The 19,255-nt window shown below is 59.4% G+C and carries 15 protein-coding genes and 1 tRNA gene; 9 read left to right on the plus strand and 7 right to left on the minus strand.

Translation table 11 applies throughout. From position 1 onward, the window contains the following. Window positions 1-7 precede the first annotated feature (7 nt). The 6 genes from ACY8FN_RS15835 (at window position 8) to ACY8FN_RS15860 (ending at window position 6,728) form a co-directional block, all read left to right on the plus strand. Complete coding sequence (locus ACY8FN_RS15835) at window positions 8-979, plus strand: DUF58 domain-containing protein (RefSeq protein WP_139693446.1); 972 nt, start codon at window positions 8-10, stop codon at window positions 977-979. Continuing rightward, entirely contained in the window at window positions 976-1,497 is a 522-nt protein-coding gene (locus tag ACY8FN_RS15840; RefSeq protein ID WP_463100555.1) for a DUF4381 domain-containing protein, read from the plus strand. Before ACY8FN_RS15835 ends, ACY8FN_RS15840 begins: the two co-directional genes overlap by 4 nt. Beyond that, on the plus strand, window positions 1,490-2,536 hold the full coding sequence (locus ACY8FN_RS15845; RefSeq protein ID WP_463100556.1) for a vWA domain-containing protein: 1,047 nt from the start codon (window positions 1,490-1,492) through the stop codon (window positions 2,534-2,536). Before ACY8FN_RS15840 ends, ACY8FN_RS15845 begins: the two co-directional genes overlap by 8 nt. Then, window positions 2,529-4,262: a VWA domain-containing protein gene (locus ACY8FN_RS15850; RefSeq protein ID WP_042019153.1), complete on the plus strand. Its 1,734-nt coding sequence runs from the start codon at window positions 2,529-2,531 to the stop codon at window positions 4,260-4,262. Before ACY8FN_RS15845 ends, ACY8FN_RS15850 begins: the two co-directional genes overlap by 8 nt. After that, window positions 4,243-5,616 (plus strand): BatD family protein, encoded by a 1,374-nt coding sequence (locus ACY8FN_RS15855; protein WP_463100557.1) that lies wholly within the window; start codon window positions 4,243-4,245, stop codon window positions 5,614-5,616. The genes ACY8FN_RS15850 and ACY8FN_RS15855 overlap by 20 nt, the downstream gene beginning before the upstream one ends. A 176-nt stretch (window positions 5,617-5,792) precedes the next feature. Continuing rightward, window positions 5,793-6,728: a LysR family transcriptional regulator gene (locus tag ACY8FN_RS15860; RefSeq protein ID WP_139693455.1), complete on the plus strand. Its 936-nt coding sequence runs from the start codon at window positions 5,793-5,795 to the stop codon at window positions 6,726-6,728. A gap of 7 nt (window positions 6,729-6,735) precedes the next feature. Here ACY8FN_RS15860 and ACY8FN_RS15865 read toward each other — a convergent pair whose 3' ends face one another. The 3 genes from ACY8FN_RS15865 to ACY8FN_RS15875 are packed head-to-tail and all read right to left on the minus strand — an operon-like array spanning window position 6,736 to window position 9,986. After that, window positions 6,736-7,602 carry a formylglycine-generating enzyme family protein gene (locus ACY8FN_RS15865; protein WP_463100558.1) on the minus strand — a complete coding sequence of 289 codons (867 nt, stop codon included), beginning with the start codon at window positions 7,600-7,602 and terminating at the stop codon, window positions 6,736-6,738. Further along, window positions 7,571-8,677 (minus strand): hypothetical protein, encoded by a 1,107-nt coding sequence (locus tag ACY8FN_RS15870; protein WP_463100559.1) that lies wholly within the window; start codon window positions 8,675-8,677, stop codon window positions 7,571-7,573. Before ACY8FN_RS15870 ends, ACY8FN_RS15865 begins: the two co-directional genes overlap by 32 nt. Window positions 8,678-8,687: 10 nt before the next feature. Further along, window positions 8,688-9,986, minus strand: a complete 1,299-nt coding sequence (locus ACY8FN_RS15875) for an anaerobic sulfatase maturase (RefSeq protein ID WP_463100560.1) — start codon at window positions 9,984-9,986, stop codon at window positions 8,688-8,690. Between the two features lie 328 nt (window positions 9,987-10,314). Here ACY8FN_RS15875 and mnmC point away from each other — a divergent pair, with 328 nt between their 5' ends. Continuing rightward, window positions 10,315-12,333: a bifunctional tRNA (5-methylaminomethyl-2-thiouridine)(34)-methyltransferase MnmC2/FAD-dependent 5-carboxymethylaminomethyl-2-thiouridine(34) oxidoreductase MnmC1 gene (gene mnmC, locus ACY8FN_RS15880; RefSeq protein WP_463100561.1), complete on the plus strand. Its 2,019-nt coding sequence runs from the start codon at window positions 10,315-10,317 to the stop codon at window positions 12,331-12,333. A 357-nt stretch (window positions 12,334-12,690) separates the two neighbouring features. On the opposite strand, the gene ACY8FN_RS15885 is transcribed toward mnmC, so the two are convergent. The 3 genes from ACY8FN_RS15885 to uvrB all read right to left on the minus strand — a co-directional run bounded on the left by ACY8FN_RS15885 (window position 12,691) and on the right by uvrB (window position 15,732). Continuing rightward, window positions 12,691-13,341 (minus strand): DedA family protein, encoded by a 651-nt coding sequence (locus ACY8FN_RS15885; protein ID WP_101318828.1) that lies wholly within the window; start codon window positions 13,339-13,341, stop codon window positions 12,691-12,693. Between the two features lie 124 nt (window positions 13,342-13,465). Continuing rightward, window positions 13,466-13,723 carry a YkvA family protein gene (locus tag ACY8FN_RS15890; RefSeq protein WP_101318830.1) on the minus strand — a complete coding sequence of 86 codons (258 nt, stop codon included), beginning with the start codon at window positions 13,721-13,723 and terminating at the stop codon, window positions 13,466-13,468. Further along, window positions 13,720-15,732: an excinuclease ABC subunit UvrB gene (gene uvrB, locus ACY8FN_RS15895; RefSeq protein WP_042019142.1), complete on the minus strand. Its 2,013-nt coding sequence runs from the start codon at window positions 15,730-15,732 to the stop codon at window positions 13,720-13,722. Before uvrB ends, ACY8FN_RS15890 begins: the two co-directional genes overlap by 4 nt. Before the next feature lie 147 nt (window positions 15,733-15,879). On the opposite strand from uvrB, the gene ACY8FN_RS15900 reads away from it, so the two are divergent. Both ACY8FN_RS15900 and ACY8FN_RS15905 read left to right on the plus strand, forming a co-directional pair. Then, window positions 15,880-15,955 (plus strand) — tRNA-Asn (locus ACY8FN_RS15900). 772 nt (window positions 15,956-16,727) lie between these two features. After that, on the plus strand, window positions 16,728-18,413 hold the full coding sequence (locus tag ACY8FN_RS15905; protein ID WP_042019141.1) for an aspartate:alanine antiporter: 1,686 nt from the start codon (window positions 16,728-16,730) through the stop codon (window positions 18,411-18,413). A 216-nt stretch (window positions 18,414-18,629) separates the two neighbouring features. Here the strand turns inward: ACY8FN_RS15905 and ACY8FN_RS15910 are convergent, their stop codons facing one another. Then, the gene (locus ACY8FN_RS15910) at window positions 18,630-19,211 is read right to left on the minus strand and encodes a thymidine kinase (protein ID WP_042019140.1); all 582 of its coding nucleotides are present in this window, start codon (window positions 19,209-19,211) and stop codon (window positions 18,630-18,632) included. Between the last annotated feature and the right edge of the window lie 44 nt (window positions 19,212-19,255).

Here is a 19,255-nt window from a genome sequence, read left to right on the forward strand (position 1 = left end):
CCATCCTATGGATCACCGTACCTTGCCCCATGGCGCAACGCCCCCCCAGCCAGATCCACGGATCCACTGTGACTACTTGCGACTGGTCCGGCTGCAGAGTCTGGTCGGGCAGTTTTCCCTGCTGCCACGACTGAACAGCGGCAGCGTGCTGTGCGGTCGCCATCAATCCCGTTTTCGTGGCCGTGGTCTCAATTTCGAGGAGCTGCGTCACTACCAGCAAGGGGACGATATTCGCACCCTGGACTGGAAGGTGACCCTGCGCACCGGCCGACCCCATGTTCGTAGCTACAGCGAAGAGAAGGATCGCCATGTGATCCTCTGCGTGGATCAGCGCAGCAGCATGTTCTTCTCCTCGGTCGAGGTGATGAAGTCAGTGGTGGCCGCTGAAGTGGCGGCCCTGCTCGGCTGGCAGGTGCTTAAAGAGAGCGATCGGGTCGGGCTTGCCATCATGCGCAGTGACGGCGTGGAGTGGATGCGTGGACAGCGCTCTCGCGGCCACTGGCTGGCACGCTTGCGCCAGCTCTGTGCCGCCAACCATGCCCTCTCGGTCAGCAGCCACGACCACGAGGCGACGGGACTGGCGCCGCTGCTGGCCATGCTGGGCCGCCTCAAGCTCAAAAATGCCACCTTGATCTTTTTGAGCGACTGGGCGGGCGTCACCGACGCCGATCTGACCCGCCTCGGCTATTTGCAGCAGCATAACGACGTGCTGGCCCTGCACATCGCCGATCCCCTCGAATCAACCCTGTCTGGCACCGCCTCTGACGCCAGCTGGGTGGTCGGCAATGGTCAATACCAGCTCAATATCGCCCCTCATCAACTGCCCCTGCTGGATCAGGGTCTGGCTTGCCAGCAGCAGCTGAAAAAAGATCAGTTGGTGCGGCTGATGGCCATCAAAGGATTGCCCCTGATCACCCTCGACACCAGTGGCCACCACCTCGCCCATCTCACCACCGCATTGGGAGGAAATCACCGATGATCCACAAGTTGCCCGGCACCTATATGCTGCGTGAACTGCAGGATGTGACTGTCCTGCCAGCCATCAGTTGGCAACCACAAACCGCTGGCTGGGTACTGCTGGCCATGATCCTCGGGTCACTGGCGTTGCTCTGGATCTATCACAGGGTGCAACTGTGGTGGCAACAGCGCTACCGCCGTGAGGCGCTGGCCGCCCTGCGCACCCTCAACTGGTCCAATACCGGCACCAGCCTGACGCTGTTTCACATCATCAAAGAGGTGTTGACCCATCTCTCACCCGGCTACGCCAAGCTGTTCGGCACTCCCCTGCTGCAGACCCTCGACAGCTCCATGCCTGATCGCCAAACCCGCTTCGCCACCGAACTGGGTGAGCGCTGGCTGGTGTCGCTGGTGTGTGATCAGGTGGTGCTGAGTGTCAGCGATCAGCTCTGTCTGGTCTCCCTGTGCAGCGACTGGCTGCAACATCATCAAACGCCATGCCCCAGCGCTGCGCTGACGGTGGAGGCTCGTCATGCTTGATGCTGGTCTCGAGTTTGCCCATCCCCACTGCTTCTGGCTGCTGCCCCTGCCCTTGCTGGTTTTTCGCCTCATTCCGGCCTATCGCACCCGGCAAAGTGCCATCAAGGTGCCCTTCTTCGATCTGCTGGTCTCCCTGCTGGACGAACCGCCGCAAGAGGGGGCAACCCAGCTCACCGCCAGCTGGTGGCAACGGATCGCGCTGCTGCTGGTCTGGCTGATGGCGGTAGTGGCGCTGGCCAAACCGACCATCTATGGACCGCCCCAGGTACGGGAGCGGTTCGGGCGGGATGTGATGATAGTGCTGGATCTCTCCGGCTCCATGGCCGAAACCGACTTCTCACCGGATCCCGGCAAGCCCATCAATCGGCTGGAAGCGGCCAAAGGGGTACTGACCCAATTTGCCGCCAAGCGCCAAGGGGATCGGCTGGGGCTCATTCTGTTTGGTGATGCCGCCTTTATTCAGGCGCCGTTTACTGCCGATCTCGACACCTGGCAGACCCTGCTGCAAGAGACCGATGTGGCCATGGCGGGCCAGAGCACCCATCTGGGGGATGCCATCGGGCTGGCTATCAAGGTGTTCAACCAAAGTGATCGCAATGAGCCAAATGCCCAGATGGCTGGCAAACGGGAGAAGGTCGCCATCATTCTCACCGATGGCAACGACACCGGCAGTTTCGTCAGCCCCCGCGATGCGGCCCGGGTGGCTGCGGTCAACGGGGTGCGGCTGCACACCATCGCCATGGGAGATCCGGCGACAGTTGGCGAACAGGCGCTCGATCTCGATACCCTGCAGCAACTGGCAACCCTGACCGGCGGCCAGCTGTTTCAAGCCCTCGACCAGACCGCGCTGGCGCAGGCCTATCAGGTGATCGATACCCTGGAACCGCAACGTTACGAGAGCACCCATTTTCAGACCCGCGAAAGCCTGCACCACTACCTGATTGCCGCCAGCGTCGGCCTCTATCTCGGTCTCTTTTCCCTGTTGACCCTCAGGCGCTACCGCCTGCGCCCTGCTCGCCAAGGAGACACCCATGATTGATACCCTGTTCTGGCAACAGCTCTGGTTAAATGCCCACTTTCTGCGCCCCTGGTGGCTGCTTGCCTTTATCCCCCTTGCCGCCATCATCCTGCTGCGCTGGCGCATGGACGACGCGAAAAACTGGCAACAGCGACTGCCATCTCATCTGCGCAAGGCATTGACCCTGGGGGAAGAGGGCTGGAAAAAGAACCTGCCCCTCAAGGCGCTGGCACTGATCATGGGGCTTGCCATCCTGATCTGCGCCGGCCCGACCTGGAGCCGTGAGCCCTCCCCCTTTGGTGAAGATCAGGGCGCACTGCTGATCCTGCTCGATAACAGTGATTCCATGCTGGAAGAGGATATCGCCCCCAACCGGCTGACCCGTGCCAAACAGAAGATCGGTGATCTGCTGGCCACCCGCAGTGGCGGACGCACCAGTCTGGTGGTGTTTGCCGGCTCGGCCCATACCGCCATGCCGCTGACCCGCGACAATACGGTGTTCACCCCGTTTCTCGCTGCCATCAGCCCCGCGATCATGCCCAAAGCGGGCAAGCACACCGAGCAGGTGATCCCGCTGCTCAGCGAACAGCTGGCCGATGAAGCTGGCAGCACCGTCTTGCTGATCAGTGACGGCATCAGCCCGTCGGCCATTGCCCCACTGGCTGACTATTTCAAGGCGCAATCCCATCAACTGCTGATCCTGGCTGCCGGCGATCCGGCCCTCAGTGGCAAACGCCCGCTGGAGCTGGCCTCATTGCGGCGACTGGCGAGCGACAGCAACGCCACCCTGCTTACCATGACGGTGGATAATGACGATGTAGAGAGCATCAACCGGGCGATTGCTCGCCACTTCTTGATCCACAGCGACTCCCTGATGCCCTGGCATGACATCGGCTACAACTTGTTGTTTCCGGTTGTGGCCCTGTTGCTGCTGTGGTTTCGCAAAGGGTGGCTGGTGCAGTGGGGTCTGGTGGCGGCAGTCAGCTTTTCCTTGCTGCAAGCGGCACCGGCGCACGCAACCACCTTTTCACTGGCCTCCGCAGAGCCCACAGAGCCTGCGACCAATCACTGGGTAGAGGAGCTGAAACAGCAGTGGCTCGATCTCTGGCTCACCCCGGATCAGCAAGGGCAGTGGTACTTCCAGCGCGGTGACTATCTCGAAGCGGCCAAACGCTATGAAGATCCCCTCTACAAGGGGGTGGCCTACTACTATGGCGCCGAATTTGCGCTGGCCCAGTCGGCCTTTTTACAAGCCGATACCGAACAGGCGTTGCTCTATGCGGGCAATGCCCTTGCCAGACAACGGGAGTATCTGGCCGCCCGCCGGCTGTTCCAGCAACTGGCTGACGAAGCCAATGACCCCACGGTGCGTCAATCAGCCGCCCACAACTATCAGGTGATGAGGGGGATCGTCGATGAGATCAACCGCGCCAGCCAGAGCCAGACCGGTACACCCGACGGGCCTGACCACTCCCGTGAGTTGCCCGAAAATGAACCACGCACCGCCGAAGGGGCAGAGGAGAAAGTCGCCGCCGCCCTGATGGAGCGTGAAACCCTGACCGCGGACCAGATCCTGGCCAATCCTGCCCAGGCCGAAAAATGGCTGCGCCGGGTCGAATCCGACCCTGCTGATTTTCTGCAAGCCAAATTCCGCCTGCAGTTACACACGCGGCAGACTCAGGCGCTATCACGCCCTCATCCCGCAGCCACCACCGAGGAGCCTGCCCATGTGCAACAGGCGCAATAACATTTGCCGCTGGCTGCTCGCCACGACCACAGTGCTGAGCACCCTGCTGCTGGCCCCGGTTACCCTGGGGGCAGAGGCGCAACCTGCGACCCAGATCACCCTGAAAAGCTGGCTGAAAGATCAGCCAGCGGAACATGGCCCTTATGCGGTCAACCAGCAGATCACCCTCTATCTGGAACTGGCCACCAACCGCTGGTTTACCGCCGGTACCCGCATCAGTCAGTTCGAACTGCCTGGGGTGATGGTCAAGCAACGCAGTGAGATGGCCACCAACTTCACCCAGCGTCAGGACGGGGATACCTGGTCGCACCAGCGCTGGGAGTTGAGCCTCTATCCCCAGCAATCTGGCCAGTTCGAGATCCCCGCCATTGCGGTACGCGCTACGGTGGCCCGTCCTGAAGGGGGCTCCCGGCAGATCACCCTCACCACCCGGCCCCAGCGTTTTGCTGCCGCCCTGCCCGACCCCGCCCTGACGGTCGGGGGGCGCTGGTTGAGCGCCAGCAACCTCACCCTGAACCAGACATGGCGCAGCTCCGGCGACAACAGGGCCGAGGATGACAATGGTAGCGACATGGGCGAGCTGCGGGTGGGGGATGCCATCACTCGCACCGTCACCGCCAGCGGGCAAGATACCCTCTCGGTACTGATCCCGGCGCTGATCCCGGCGCTCGAGGGCACTGATCAGTTGCAGCCCTATCCGGCGCAGCCTCGCCTTAGCGATACCCAGGAGCGGGGGGAGTACCTCTCGACACGGGAAGATCAGACCACTTACATAGTGCAGCAAGGGGGGGAGTTGACCCTGCCCCCACTGGAGCTGAGCTGGTGGAACAGCCAGCTCGGCCAACTGGAAACCCTGACCCTCCCGGGGCAAACCTTGCGGGTGCACCACACCCCGGCCTCCTGGCTGGCGGCCTATTGGCCCTGGCTGGTCGGGGTGGCAAGCGGCTTGGCGTTGCTGGCACTGACACGCGTGGCCATCGCCCGCTACTACCGTCACCACCCTCGCCCGCTCAGCTGGCAATACGGCACCGCCATCTGGCGCCAACAGTGGGGCACTGTGCGGGTGTTGGCCTATCGCTATCTGCGGGCCCGACGCGGGTCGCTGGAGCTGGCCAGTGTCAGCAGTGATCCGGCGTGGCAGCAGCAACAGGCGGCCTTTCAGCAAGCAGATGGCGACCGCCCGCAAGCGTTCAAGATGGGATGGGCACTGGTGAAGCGGCTGTCATTGCCGACCGGTGATGGGGTGGCCCGGCTGTGTCGCACTGTTGGCTGGCGACCCGCCTTGCCGGGGCTGGCAACCAGGGTGGACAAGTCGGCAACTTCCGGCCTCCCAGCCAGCGACAAAGAGAGATAAGCCACCACCCGGCCCCTGGATGGTTGTACCCGCAGACGCACTTCATTACACTGCCGAGACTGGACACCGGCCTGCTGCCGCGCCAATGCACTGGCGCGGCAGCATCTCTTTCCCTTGCTACCAAGCAATCATGGCGGCCGCGTGATCTACTTCACGAACATGTAACGAGGCCCCCTTTGCTTGACATCAGAAGTACCGAGCTGAATCTCATCCCGATCTTTGTCGCCATCTATGAAGAGCGCAGCCTCTCCCGGGCGGCAACACGCATGGAGATCAGCCAACCTGCCGTTAGCAAAGCCCTCAAGCGACTGCGGGAGATCTACGATGATCCCCTGTTTCACCGCAAGGTGGCGGGGATGGAGCCCACCTCGTTTGCCATCGACATCTACCCGGCGATGGCCGCTGCCCTGAAGAATTTCAGCTCGACCCTGTCAACCTCGCGCACCTTTAATCCAAAGAGCTCTCAACGGGTCTTCTCCATCGCCTGCATCACCCTGGTCAGTGCCAACCTGATCCCGGCCTTGCTCTGCAAGATCAAAGCGCAGGCACCGGGTATTGCGCTGGAAGTGCACCCGCTGTTTACCGAAGACATGGAAAGCGACCTGCGCATGCAGCGTTATGATCTCATCATCGACATGACGCCAAGCGGGCGCAGCATGCTCAAGAGTGAGGTGCTCTATGCCGAGCAAGTCAAGGTGGTATGTGCCAGCGGGCATCCGCGACTGGGCACGACCCTGGCTGTAGAGGAGTATTTTTCCGAGGAGCATGTGGCGCTGGCCCAGTGGCAGGTCAGAGGTAGCATGATGACCGCCGAACACCTGCCACAGATGGCCAATCGCAATATCGTGGTGCGGGTACCTACCGCCATGGAGATGCTGCCAATCATCGCGCGCAGCGAGATCATCGGGGTATTGCCCCACTCCACCATAGATACCTTTAGCAATATGTATGATGTGCGAACGCTACCCTTCCCCTTTGCGGAGTCAGTGTTCAGCCTCTCGGCCATCTGGCACCCGAGCAGAAGTGCCGAAGCGGGGCACCGCTGGTTACGCCAGCAGCTGTTTGAGGTGATCAACGAGCTGGGGCTGATCACCTCCCAAGTGGCGCAATGACCCCGCCCTAGCGGGCATCACGCACCAGGCGCAATCCCATATCAGCCATCATCACCGACTGGCTGGCAAAATCACGCCGGTAGTTTTCCGACAGCTCCGCCTCGTAGGAGTAACTGCCGCCCCGCACTGACTTGTGGGCCAAGTGGATCTTGCTCTGCTGGGCATTGTTCGGGTTATCTTGCGGGCTGTGACGGTAGAAAGTCTCTTCATAGGCATCAGAGACAAACTCCCCCACATTGCCGGTCATGTCATAGAGCCCCAGTTCATTGGGCTTTTTCTGCCCCACCGGATAGGCACGATTCTTGGCGTTGTCGCTGTACCAGGCAACCTCGTCAATATTATTGGACCCGCTATAGCGATAGCCCTGGCTGAGTTTGCCCCCCTTGGCGGCATACTCCCACTCCGCTTCGGTCGGCAGCCGGTAGTGGCCACCGGTCAGCTCGTTGAGCTTTGCCACAAACAGGTTGGCCTGCTGCCAGCTCAAGTTGTTTACCGGCACACTGGGTGCCTGGAAATAGCTGAACGAGGGCCCCATTACGGCTTCGAACAACGCCTGGGTCATCTCGAACTTCGCCATGTAAAAACTGTTGAGCGATACCGTATGAACCGGCCCCTCGCTCGGTTTGGCAGCGGGTTCCTCTGAGCCCATCTCGAAGCGCCCCCCCTCCACCAGCACCATGTCCGCTTCAATTTTTTGTTGCAACGGATGGACAGGTTTATTAGCCCGGGTTACCCAGAAAGTGCAGCCTGCCACCAGCACTGTGGTGGCCAGCAGCGGGAGTGCGAATTTGAATGCGCGATTTTTCATCATCTGACCTGTGCAGTAAAAAGGAGTGCCGCCGTTATTGGCCAGCAGAAACAGGGGAAGCGCCAACCTTGCTCACCCGCTTGCCATTGAGCTCCGCCAGCACCTCGGGGGGGGCTATCTTGCCAAGCTCAGTCATACAAGCGTCGCTTTTGGGGTGAGCGTGGCGCAGATAGATATCGCACACCGCATAGAGCTGCTCCGGCGCGCCGGAAATTCGATAGGCCAGCTCGAACGAACCAATGGCTTTATCGAGATCCAGCGGCTCTTGCAGCACCCCGTTGAGATACCAGAAGTAACTGTTGTTGCTAGCCAGCTCTGCCGCCTGCTCCATGGTCGCCGCAGCCGCTGTTTTATCGCCAAGCCGTACTTGGGTCAGCGCTTTGGCGTAATACAGGCTGGCATTTTCCGGCACCGCTTTAATCCCTTTATCGAGCAGGGCCAGCGCGTTCGCATCCTGCTGCTGGGCACGCAGGTTGTCGGCAAGGCCGAGCCAGAGCTGGGGATTATTCGGCTGGGTGGCAAGCAGCTGCTCGTAGCCTGCTTGTGCCTTGGCCCACTGCCGGGTCCAGCGCAGCAGGTCAGCGTGCAACTGCTGCAATGCCGGATCTTGCTGCTGGGCCAGATAACCGCTCACTTCCGCCAGCGGCTGGCGAATGGCGCTCAGCTGCCCCTCATCCATGGCGCCATAATCGCGCGCCAGATTGAGGGTGGCCGCGCGGCGCACCTCGGCACTGCTGTCTGCCAGCAACGGCGAGAGCAGCCGCCAGCGGTGGGTAAACTGATAGGGATCTGCCGCAATCACCGCCGCCTCGCGCACCAGCGCACTCTCGTCACGCAGGCTTCTGGCCACCGCCACCAGACTGTTCTGGTTCGGATAAGCCGCCAGCTGGCGCAGGGCATCGGCCCGCACTGTCTCGGGCTGGGACAGATCCTGGGCGCTGTACGCCCACTGCTGGATCTGGGCCGCTGACGGCGCACTGGCGGCAACCGGCGCGGTGACCGCAGCACTCTGCGGCTCCGGGGTTGCCGGTCCGCTCGCCGATACCGCCAGTGCGGCGCAGGAAGAGACCAAGCCCAGGGTCAGCCACAAGGTGCGAACACCGCCAACAAGTCGCTGCCGACCAGATATGTTGCTCAACATGCTCATTGCTCTATTTCCCCTGCCCACTGTTCATCACCGCATCACGGAATTTACCGTGCGCCACCGGATAACCGGCCCGGCGCAGGATGAAGGCCATCGACTGATCGATGTGGCTGAAGAACTTGTGCCAGCCAGCACAGAGGTAGTTCAAACCGGTTTCGCCCTCGTGGGTGCGAATAAAGCGATTCTTCGGGCACTCGCCATAGCAGGCAAACTGGTAGTCACACTGCTGACACTGACGGGTCAAGGTACGTGACTTGGCAAAACCGAATGCTTGCTGAGCCGGCGAATAGGCCAGTTCGTTCAGCGGCTGATGGTGGATATTGCCAATCTTGTACTTGGGATAGACATAGTGGTCACAGGCAAACACATCGCCGTTAGGCTCCATCGCCAGCCCCTTGCCGCAGATCTCGCCCAGAGTGCAGAGGGGGTTCTTGCGCCCCATCCAGGCCTCGACACTGGCTTCGAAATACTGCACAAACACCCGACCCAGATCCCGCTCTGCCCACTCATTGAAAATGGTGATCAGAAAATCCCCCCACCCTTCGGCAGAGACACACCAGGGTTCGACCACCGAGTTTTTGTGCCAGGGGTTGAGGCGCTTGTCCCCCTGCTTGAGTTGCTCCTGCGGCTGCCAGGTCTGGGGCGCCGTGGTGCGAAAACTCTTCTGTTCGACTATGGGGATGAACTGCATCTGGGGCGACTTCACCTCGTCACGCAGGAAGCGATAGACCTCCAGCGCATTCTTGCTGGTGAGGTTGTTGACGCAGGTCAGGGTGGCAAACTTCACCTTGTATTTGTGCAGCAGCGCCACCGCCGCCATCACCTGGCGGAAGGTACCACGCCCGGCACGGTTGACCCGGTAAGTGTTGTGCAGCAGCTCGGGCCCATCGATGCTGAGGCCGATCAGGAAATTGTTGGCCGCCAGAAATTCACACCACTCGTCATTGAGCAAGATGCCATTGGTCTGCAGATCGTTGGCAATCACCACCCCTTGCGGCTGATATTTGCGCTGCAGTTCGACCACCTTGCGAAAATAGTCGAGCCCGAGCAGGGTCGGCTCGCCACCCTGCCAGGAGAAGATGATCTCGGGGGTATTCTGCCCCTCGATATATTGGCGGATATAGGTTTCAAGGGTCTGCTCATCCATCTCGGGGGAGCAGCCCTTTTTGTACTCCAGCAGATCTTGCTTGCTGAGGTAGTAGCAGTAGGTGCAATCGATGTTACACACGGCCCCGATCGGTTTGGCCATCACATGCATCCGCTTGGATGCCTTGCCGTTGAACTGTGGACCCGGAGTAATCACCATAAACGCACCACCTGAAAAATTGCTGTTTTGAGGGGTGCAGTATAAAGAGTCATGCTGTCACGCGCTGGTTATACCCCTTATAACCAGCAGATATGCATCCGCTGGTTGCGCCGGTATTACTGCCCTCCTCCCGACTAATGCGGGCCAGAGCGGAGCACCGCAAAACAGGCCCCAGCGTTTAAACATTCAACCTGCTCGTAGCACTGCCACTGGCCAAAGCGGCTTGGGCTCCGGCGAGGTCAGCAAGGCACGATGACGCTTTAAACCGGTTATCGACGGCCATTCTGTGCAGGGGGGATGGTAATCACGTAGAATGCCCGCGATTTGTGTGACGCGAGCCGAGGAAAACGTGAGTCAAACAACCTTACAGCATGCCCGATTGGACTGGAGCGACACAGGTACACCTATCTCCAGCGAGTTTGGGGATGTCTACTTTGCTGATAACCACGGTCTCAGTGAGACCCGTTACGTTTTTTTATTGCAAAACCGGCTACCAGAGCGCTTTTCACAGCACGATCGCGACTGTTTCGTCATCGGCGAAACCGGCTTTGGCACCGGTCTCAATTTTCTGGCGACCATGGAAGCCTTTCTGGCCCAAGCCCCCGATACGGGCCACGGCGCTCGCCTGCACTTCATCAGTTTTGAAAAATACCCTCTTGCTACCGAGGATCTGCGCAAGGCTCATGGTGCCTGGCCAGAACTCGCCGCCTTGAGTCAACAGCTGATTGCCCAGTGGCCGATCGCTACCTCTGGCTGCCATCGTCTGCACTTTGCCCATGGCAGGGTGCGGCTCGATCTGTGGCTGGGGGATATCGCAGAGATGCTGCCGCGCGTGCCTCATGGGCCGCAAGGGCTGGTCGATGCCTGGTATCTGGATGGCTTTACCCCAACCAGAAATCCCGAGATGTGGACCCAGACACTCTTTCAAGGCCTGGCACGCCTTGCTCGCCCCCACGCCACGCTAACCACATTTACCTGCGCCGGCTTTGTGCGCCGTGGCCTGATTGAGGCAGGTTTTGCCACGAAAAAAATCAAGGGGTTCGGCAGCAAGTGGTCCATGCTGGCAGGCCAGCGCGCAGACAAGCTCCCGCAGCAGAGCATTGCCCCCTGCTATGACCGTCCTGCCGGGCGGGAGGGCGAGGTAGTGATCATCGGCGGGGGGGTCGCCTCGGCCATGACTGCCCTGTCACTGGTGGAGCGGGGCCGCAAGGTGACCCTGTTGTGCGAAGATGGCGAACCGGCCACCGGCGCCTCCGGCAACCGCCAGGGCGCGCTCTATCCGCTGCTCAATGGCGAGCACGATGCGCTGTCGCGCTTCTATTCGCTGGCCTTTGGCTACGCTCGCCAACGGCTGCTGGCACTGGCCGAGCGCCATCCCATCGCCTCTGAACTGTGCGGTGTGGTGCAACTGGGCTATGACGACAAATCCCGTGCCAAGCTGACCAAGATGAGTCAGGGCCCCTTCCCCCCGGCGCTGATGCAACCCCTGACCGCCGCAGAGACCGAAACGGTCGCTGGCCTGCCCAGTGGCCATGAGGGGGTCAGCTACCCGCTGGGGGGCTGGCTCTGTCCGGCGGATCTGACCCGCGCCGCCATCAAGGAGGCGCAAGCCAGCGGCCTGCTGCAGCTTGAATACAATACCCGGGTGAGCGCCATTACCGAGCAGGCTGACGGCTGGCAGGTGGCGAGTGAGGATGGCCGCCATTGGCAGAGCCCCAATCTGGTGGTCGCCGCCGGTCATCAATTGCCCGCCCTGCTCCCCTTTGCCGAGCTGCCGCTCTATCCGGTACGGGGTCAGGTGAGCCATGTGCCGACCTCGGCCAGCTTGCGCCAACTCAAGACAGTGCTCTGCTACGATGGCTACCTGACGCCGATGCACCACGAGCAGCACTGTATCGGTGCCAGTTATGGCCGCAACCAGAGCAGCCTTGAGTTTCGCGCCGACGAACAAGCCCAGAATCAGGAGCGGTTGCAAGCCTGCCTGCCGGATCAACGCTGGCCAGCGGAGGTGGATGTCAGTGGCAACGAGGCACGGGTAGGGGTGCGTTGTGCCAGTCGGGATCACCTGCCGGTGGTGGGGCCAGTGGCCAGATTGCAAGGTCTGGCGGATCACTATGCCCAGCTGCAGCGTGATCAGCACGACGCCCAGCCGCTGCCCCTTCACCCCGGCCTCTATGTGCTGGGGGCGCTCGGCTCACGGGGTCTCTGCTCGGCGCCGCTCTGTGGCGAGCTGCTCGCCAGCGAGATCTGCGGCGATCCCCTGCCGCTGGCCGCCGATCTGCTGGAGGCCCTCCACCCGGCCCGTTACTGGGTGCGCAAACTGCTCAAGGGTAAAGCCTTGGTCTAAACCGGACTCCGCAAGCAGTAACAAGGCCGCCAGATGGCCTGATGCAAAATCAGTCAAGGCGCCATTCATCGCACCTTATGAACTGTAAAAATCCGAAACCTGTCGATGGGTTTCGGATTTTTTATCTCTATCGAACAGGCTCCCGACTTGCTTCACACCACTCATGCTGCCCGGCTTGAGTCATGCGCCGAGCTCATTATCGCCCTGCTTCACGCGAAGGGAGCGACGTGATGCCCGCAGCCCGAAGCCAGGGCCACCGCAGCGCAGTGCAAAAAACCAATAAAAAATGCCAGTCAGGCTTAACTGACTGGCATTAGCCATCATGGCTCCCGTTTTTATCCCTTATCCATCAACCGCTCAGCCCGCCCTGGCGGCGCTCATCCTGGCTTTGACCATGCCAAACACCATAGGCAACAGCGAGATAGCGATAATGCCGAAGATCAGCAGGGTAAAGTTGTGACGCACCACTGGCAAGTTACCGAAGAAGTGGCCCGCGTAGACAAACGACAATACCCACAACAGACCGCCGACCAGATTGAACGTCAGGAAGCGCTGATAGGTCATGGCCCCCATCCCCGCCACGAACGGCGCAAAGGTACGCACTATGGGCAGGAAGCGAGTGATGATGATGGTCTTGCCACCATGCTTGGCATAAAAGGCGTGGGTCTTGTCCAGATAGTCGCGGCGGAAGATCCTGGAGTCGGGATTTCGAAACAGCTGCTCACCAAAGAAGTGTCCGATGGTGTAGTTGACCACATTACCCAGCACGGCAGCCACGATCAGCACGCCTGCCAAAGTATGCACATCAAGCACACTGCCCACGGTCAGCGCTCCGGCAGCAAACAGCAGAGAATCACCGGGCAAAAATGGCGTCACCACCAGCCCGGTCTCACAGAAGATGATCAGAAACAGGATGGCGTAAACCCACACGCCATAGTTCTCGAACAGTTCTCTCAAATGCACGTCAACGTGCAGAATAAAATCGATAGCAAACAGGATTAGATCCATTTTTCCATACTCATAAAGTGAACGGCGTGGAGTCTACGCCAATGCAATCCGGGTCACAATCACCTGTTTGCGGGCTTTTTAATCAACGAGCATTCAGACTCAATAAATGCCTTGTATCACCAGGTTATTCACCCTGCTGCAACCCCTTTCTGACCTGTTCTGGCAGGCAACGCTCCCAGCCCCACAGCAACACCAGCAGCAAAGTCATGTCATCGAGCCAGCCCAGCAGAGGCACCACATCGGGGATCAGATCCACCGGACTGATGCCATAAAGCAGGATCAGGATGACCAGCCCTTTGGCCCACCAAGGGGTGGCCGGATGACGAAAGCCCCGATAGAGACGGTGCAGGCGTTGCCAGACCAGCCAGCGTTTCGCACTCATGATGCGATCAACTCGCCACGCAACCGCTGGATCTGATCCCGCAGCGCGGCGGCCTGTTCGAACTCCAGATCCCGCGCATGCTGGAACATCTGCTCCTCCATCCGCTTGATCTCTTTGGCAATCTCGCTGACCGAACGGGCATGGTACTCCCCTTGTGGTTCAGCCGCCTTGCGAGCGCCGCGACCCGCTTTGCCGGCCGTGCGGCTGCTCCCGATGTCCATCACATCCCCCACCGACTTGTTGAGCCCTTTCGGGGTGATGCCGTGCTTGAGGTTATGTTCATGCTGCACGGCGCGGCGGCGATCAGTCTCCTCGATGGCCACCCGCATCGAGTTGGTGATGGTATCGCCGTAGAGAATGACCCGGCCGTTGAGGTTACGCGCCGCCCGACCTATGGTCTGGATCAGCGAGCGGGTAGAGCGCAGGAAGCCCTCTTTATCCGCATCCAGAATCGCTACCAGCGACACCTCCGGCATGTCGAGACCTTCCCGCAGCAGGTTGATCCCCACCAGCACATCGAACTTGCCAAGGCGCAGATCGCGGATGATCTCCACCCGCTCCACCGTATCGATATCCGAGTGAAGGTAACGCACCCGGACATCATGTTCTGCCAGATATTCGGTCAGGTCCTCCGCCATCCGCTTGGTCAGGGTGGTCACCAGCACCCGCTCAGTCACGGCCACCCGCTTGCGGATCTCGGAGAGCAGATCATCCACTTGAGTGGTCACCGGACGCACCTCGATTTCGGGATCGAGCAGGCCGGTTGGGCGCACGACCTGCTGCACCAGATCGCCGCCAGATTTCTCCAGCTCATAAGGGCCCGGGGTGGCTGAGACAAACACCGTCTGCGGCATCAGCGCTTCAAACTCGTCAAACTTGAGGGGGCGGTTGTCCAGCGCCGAGGGAAGCCGGAAGCCGTACTCCACCAGGGTCTCCTTGCGGGATCTGTCCCCTTTGAACATGGCGCCGATCTGCGGCACAGTAACGTGGGATTCGTCGATGATCAGCAGGCCATCCCCCGGCAGGTAGTCAAACAGGGTGGGGGGCGGCTCCCCCGGCGCCCGGCCGGAGAGATAGCGACTGTAGTTCTCGATGCCGGAGCAGTAACCCAGCTCCTGCATCATCTCCATGTCGAACTGGGTACGCTGGCTGATCCGCTGCTCTTCTACCAGCTTGTTGAGTGAAAACAGCTGCTCACGCCGCCCGCGCAACTCCTCCTTGATATGCTCGATGGCACCGAGAATGGTTTCGCGCGGGGTCGCATAGTGGGTCTTGGGGTAGATGGTGTAACGCACCACCGTCTGCTCGATGGCACCGGTTAATGGATCAAACTGGGAGAGCCGCTCTATCTCCTCGTCAAACAGCTCCACCCGCAAGGCCAATTTGTCTGATTCGGCAGGATAGATGTCGATCACCTCCCCCCGCACCCGGAAGGTGCCGCGCTGAAAGGCCATGTCATTACGGGTGTATTGCAGCTCGGCGAGACGACGCAAGATATCCCGCTGATTGATCACATCACCGACTTTCAGATGCAACATCATGCTGAGGTAGGCCTGCGGGTCTCCCAGACCATAGATGGCCGACACCGAGGCGACGATAATCACGTCGCGCCGCTCCAGCAGCGCCTTGGTCGCCGACAACCGCATCTGTTCGATGTGATCGTTGATCGAGGCATCCTTTTCTATAAAGGTGTCGGTGGTTGGCACATAGGCTTCAGGCTGGTAGTAGTCGTAGTAAGAGACGAAATACTCTACCGCGTTGTCAGGAAAGAACTCTTTCATCTCCCCATAAAGCTGGGCTGCCAGGGTTTTGTTGGGGGCCATGATCATGGTCGGGCGATTCAGGGTGGCAATCACGTTGGCGATAGTGAACGTCTTGCCAGAGCCCGTCACCCCGAGCAGGGTCTGCTGGGCAAGGCCGGACTCGATGCCATCGAGCAGCTGGCTGATTGCCGCAGGCTGATCGCCGGCAGGTTGAAACTGGCTGACTAGTTTGAACAATTTGCTCATGAACACTCCCGACACAAAACCGCAGAAGCGCAGTGTAACCGAGGGATTGGCACCGGTACACACAGGCGCGCTGCCCGTGTGTCTCCTGCCGATAATGGCTTGACCACCTCAGACTGCTTCTGTATAGTGCTCCTCCTTGCCTGATGTTCCCCCGTAGTTCAGTCGGTAGAACGGCGGACTGTTAATCCGTATGTCACTGGTTCAAGTCCAGTCGGGGGAGCCAATTCCTCACCATCTCGGTGCAAGTTATCCACTTTAGTGCCCTCTCCTTCCGATTTTAATGCACAAGTCCTCTCTTGCTGCATGCTTCCTCTTTTGTTACCCATCCATGCGCGACAGTGTTTTCTTCCGCTGCATCTAACTATATGATTTTTATACCAACTTTTTAAATGCGGTATTTTTTGAACAGTACTTGCATCCCAGTACTGGCGCGGCTTTCCGGTCAATGCGCAAGATTCATTAACAGGGTTATCCACAGATTCTGTGGGTAACTGCAGCAATCCCTGTCAGGACGCGGGATTGCCAGCAATTGCACTCAGCCGGGGTACTTTTCACCCATCAACCTGATTTTATGCTGTTTTGCCAACACACTCATGGCCCTCCGCTGCAGGGCTCTTTTGACCCTTTACTCCGATCTCTTTTCCCCAGACCATGGGGCATCAGCGATCGGATAACAACGACACCACTTTCGTCCATCGCCAGCAGCCTGTGCCCCTGGTTGAATCTGCTGAAACAGAGCCGGGAGGTACGTTAGAGCAGCAGAATCTAAAGTGGCCCCCCTCCCCCGTGATGATCGCGGGTCATCAGCAGATTTCACTAATTGACAGGCTGACTCTCAGCAATAAACACTAACTTTCAACCATCCGCTTTACTGTCAAACTTCTTGCCGGTGAAATAGTGTCTGATAACTCCCGATTAATCGGTGGCTTGCGCTTCTTTATTGGCGATAGTTCCGGCACAATATCGACCCCACTTTTCTCTCGGTTTTCCCGGGCATGACCATAGATTTCGTGACACTGCTACATCAAAGTGACTCCCTGCTGCTGTTCGTGGTATTGGCCTTTGGCCTGCTGCTTGGCAAAGTACGGCTTGGCAACTTCCAGATTGGTAACACCATTGGCGTGCTGTTTACGGCCTTGCTGTTCGGCCAGATGGGCTTCGAGTTTACCGCCACCACCGAAAACGTCGGTTTTATGCTGTTTATCTTCTGCGTGGGGATAGAGGCTGGACCGCATTTTTTCAGTGTTTTCCTGCGCGATGGCATCCACTACATCACCCTGACCCTGGTGATCTTGCTGACCGCCCTGCTCCTGACGGTGGGGCTGGCCAAGTTCTTCAACCTGGGGCCGGGCATGGCAGCGGGGATCCTGGCGGGCTCCCTCACCTCCACCCCGGCGCTGGTGGGTGCCCAGGATGCACTGCGCAGCGGCCTGCTCAATCTGCCCCATCAGACCGATATGCAGGCAGTGCTCGATAATATGGGTATCGGCTATGCACTGACCTATCTGGTTGGACTGGTTGGCTTGATGCTGGTGGTGCGCTACCTCCCCTCACTGGCACGGCTTGATCTCAATACCGAAGCCCAGAAAATTGCCCGTGAGCGAGGGCTCTCTGATAGTGACAACCGCAAGACCTATCTGCCGATCATCCGCGCCTATCGGGTCGGTCCCGAGCTGGCCGCCTGGATCGGTGGCCGAACCTTGCGCGAGACCAGCATCTATCCGCACACCGGCTGCTATGTCGAACGGATCCGCCGCAACGGCATTCTGGCCAGCCCGGATGGCGATGCCGTCATTCAGGAAGGGGACGAGATTGCCCTGGTGGGGTATCCCGAGAGCCACGAAAAGCTGGATGTGAACTACCGCAACGGCAAGGAGGTGTTTGATCGCAACCTGCTTGACCTGCAGATCGTCACCGAAGAGATCGTGGTAAAGAACGACTCGGTGGTGGGTCGTCATCTGGTGGAACTCAACCTCACCGAGAAAGGCTGCTTCCTCAACCGGGTGGTACGCTCCCAGATCGAGATGCCGTTCGATCGCAACATCATGCTGCAAAAAGGCGACGTGTTGCAGATCAGTGGCGAGAAACAGCGGGTCAAACTGCTAGCCAACAAGATCGGCTTTATCAGCATCCACAGCCAAACCACCGATCTGGTGGCCTTTACCACCTTCTTTGTCCTGGGCCTGCTGATCGGCTCCGTCTCACTGGTGTTTGGCCAGCTTGAGTTTGGGCTGGGTAACGCCGTCGGCTTGCTGCTGGCGGGAATCCTGATGGGCTATCTGCGTGCCAACCACCCGACAGTCGGCTATGTACCGCCAGGCGCGCTGCGCTTGGCCAAGGATCTGGGTCTTGCAGTGTTTATGGTGAGTACCGGCCTCAAAGCCGGTGGCGGCATCCTGGATCACCTCAGTGAGGTGGGTATGGTGGTGCTGTTCTCTGGCATGCTGGTGACCACCTTGCCGGTACTGGTTGGCTACCTGTTTGGAGTCTGGGTATTGAAGATGAACCCGGCTCTGCTGCTCGGGGCCATCACCGGTGCCCGTACCTGTGCCCCGGCGATGGATGTGGTCAATGAGGCGGCCAACAGCTCTATTCCAGCCCTTGGCTACGCGGGCACCTATGCGGTGGCCAACGTGATGCTGACCTTGGCAGGCTCCTTTATCATCGGTTTTTGGTTCTAGCCCGCCGTCATCTGATCAGCCATATGCAAAAAGGGGAGCCAGGCTCCCCTTTTTGCTAATTCCCTAAATTGACGCTGCTTGAATGGAACCCATTAAGGCTCGGCGATCTGAACACCACCATCCCCTTCAAGTCTGCATCGGGGGCTCGTTAACCCCATCACCAGCAAGCCTCAATACCACAGCTTGCTGATTAACCGTGGCGCTCTCACTTTCTAACTACTTGTAGGCCCGCCCTTCTAGATAGTGTTTGCGGCACAGCGACACATAGCGATCGTTGCCGCCAATCTCCACCTGTTCACCATCACGCATCACCTGACCCGCTTCGCTCACCCGCGAGTTCATGTGGGCCTTGTTGCCGCACCAGCAGATGCTTTTCAACTCTTCGAACTTGTCGGCCAGACAGAGCAGATGGTAGGAACCTGGGAACAGCTCGCCGCGAAAATCGGTCTTGAGGCCATAGGCCATCACCGGAATATCCTGCTCATCGACGATGCGGGCCAGTTGATAGACCTGCTCGCGGGTCAGGAACTGGGCCTCATCGACGATAAAGACATCGATGGCTTTCTCTGCATGACGCACCTTCACCATTTCAAACAGATCGCAGCTATCGCTGAATACATCCACTTTCAGCTCAAGGCCAACCCGGGCACTGATCACCCCGACGCCGAAACGGTCATCAATGGCCGGTGTCATCGCCAGCGGGTGCATTCCTCGCTCCAGATAGTTGAAGTGCGCCTGAATAAGCTGGGTGGATTTGCCTGAATTCATGGTGGCAAATTTGTAGTGCAGTGAAGCCATGATACTGTTCCGAAACTGAATTTATGGGGCGCATGCTAACCAAA

The sequence above is a fragment of the Aeromonas sp. 160P genome (genome assembly GCF_055193095.1).

What these genes read in the sequence shown, in the direction of transcription:
- uvrB (WP_042019142.1), bottom strand. Translation starts at nt 15,732, where the DNA reads ATGAGCAAATTGTTCAAACTAGTCAGCCAGTTTCAACCTGCCGGCGAT.
- ACY8FN_RS15875 (WP_463100560.1), bottom strand. Translation starts at nt 9,986, where the DNA reads ATGGTGATTACTCCGGGTCCACAGTTCAACGGCAAGGCATCCAAGCGG.
- ACY8FN_RS15905 (WP_042019141.1), top strand. Translation starts at nt 16,728, where the DNA reads ATGACCATAGATTTCGTGACACTGCTACATCAAAGTGACTCCCTGCTG.
- ACY8FN_RS15850 (WP_042019153.1), top strand. Translation starts at nt 2,529, where the DNA reads ATGATTGATACCCTGTTCTGGCAACAGCTCTGGTTAAATGCCCACTTT.
- ACY8FN_RS15845 (WP_463100556.1), top strand. Translation starts at nt 1,490, where the DNA reads ATGCTTGATGCTGGTCTCGAGTTTGCCCATCCCCACTGCTTCTGGCTG.
- ACY8FN_RS15910 (WP_042019140.1), bottom strand. Translation starts at nt 19,211, where the DNA reads ATGGCTTCACTGCACTACAAATTTGCCACCATGAATTCAGGCAAATCC.
- ACY8FN_RS15855 (WP_463100557.1), top strand. Translation starts at nt 4,243, where the DNA reads ATGTGCAACAGGCGCAATAACATTTGCCGCTGGCTGCTCGCCACGACC.
- ACY8FN_RS15835 (WP_139693446.1), top strand. Translation starts at nt 8, where the DNA reads ATGGATCACCGTACCTTGCCCCATGGCGCAACGCCCCCCCAGCCAGAT.
- ACY8FN_RS15885 (WP_101318828.1), bottom strand. Translation starts at nt 13,341, where the DNA reads ATGGATCTAATCCTGTTTGCTATCGATTTTATTCTGCACGTTGACGTG.
- ACY8FN_RS15840 (WP_463100555.1), top strand. Translation starts at nt 976, where the DNA reads ATGATCCACAAGTTGCCCGGCACCTATATGCTGCGTGAACTGCAGGAT.
- ACY8FN_RS15890 (WP_101318830.1), bottom strand. Translation starts at nt 13,723, where the DNA reads ATGAGTGCGAAACGCTGGCTGGTCTGGCAACGCCTGCACCGTCTCTAT.
- ACY8FN_RS15870 (WP_463100559.1), bottom strand. Translation starts at nt 8,677, where the DNA reads ATGTTGAGCAACATATCTGGTCGGCAGCGACTTGTTGGCGGTGTTCGC.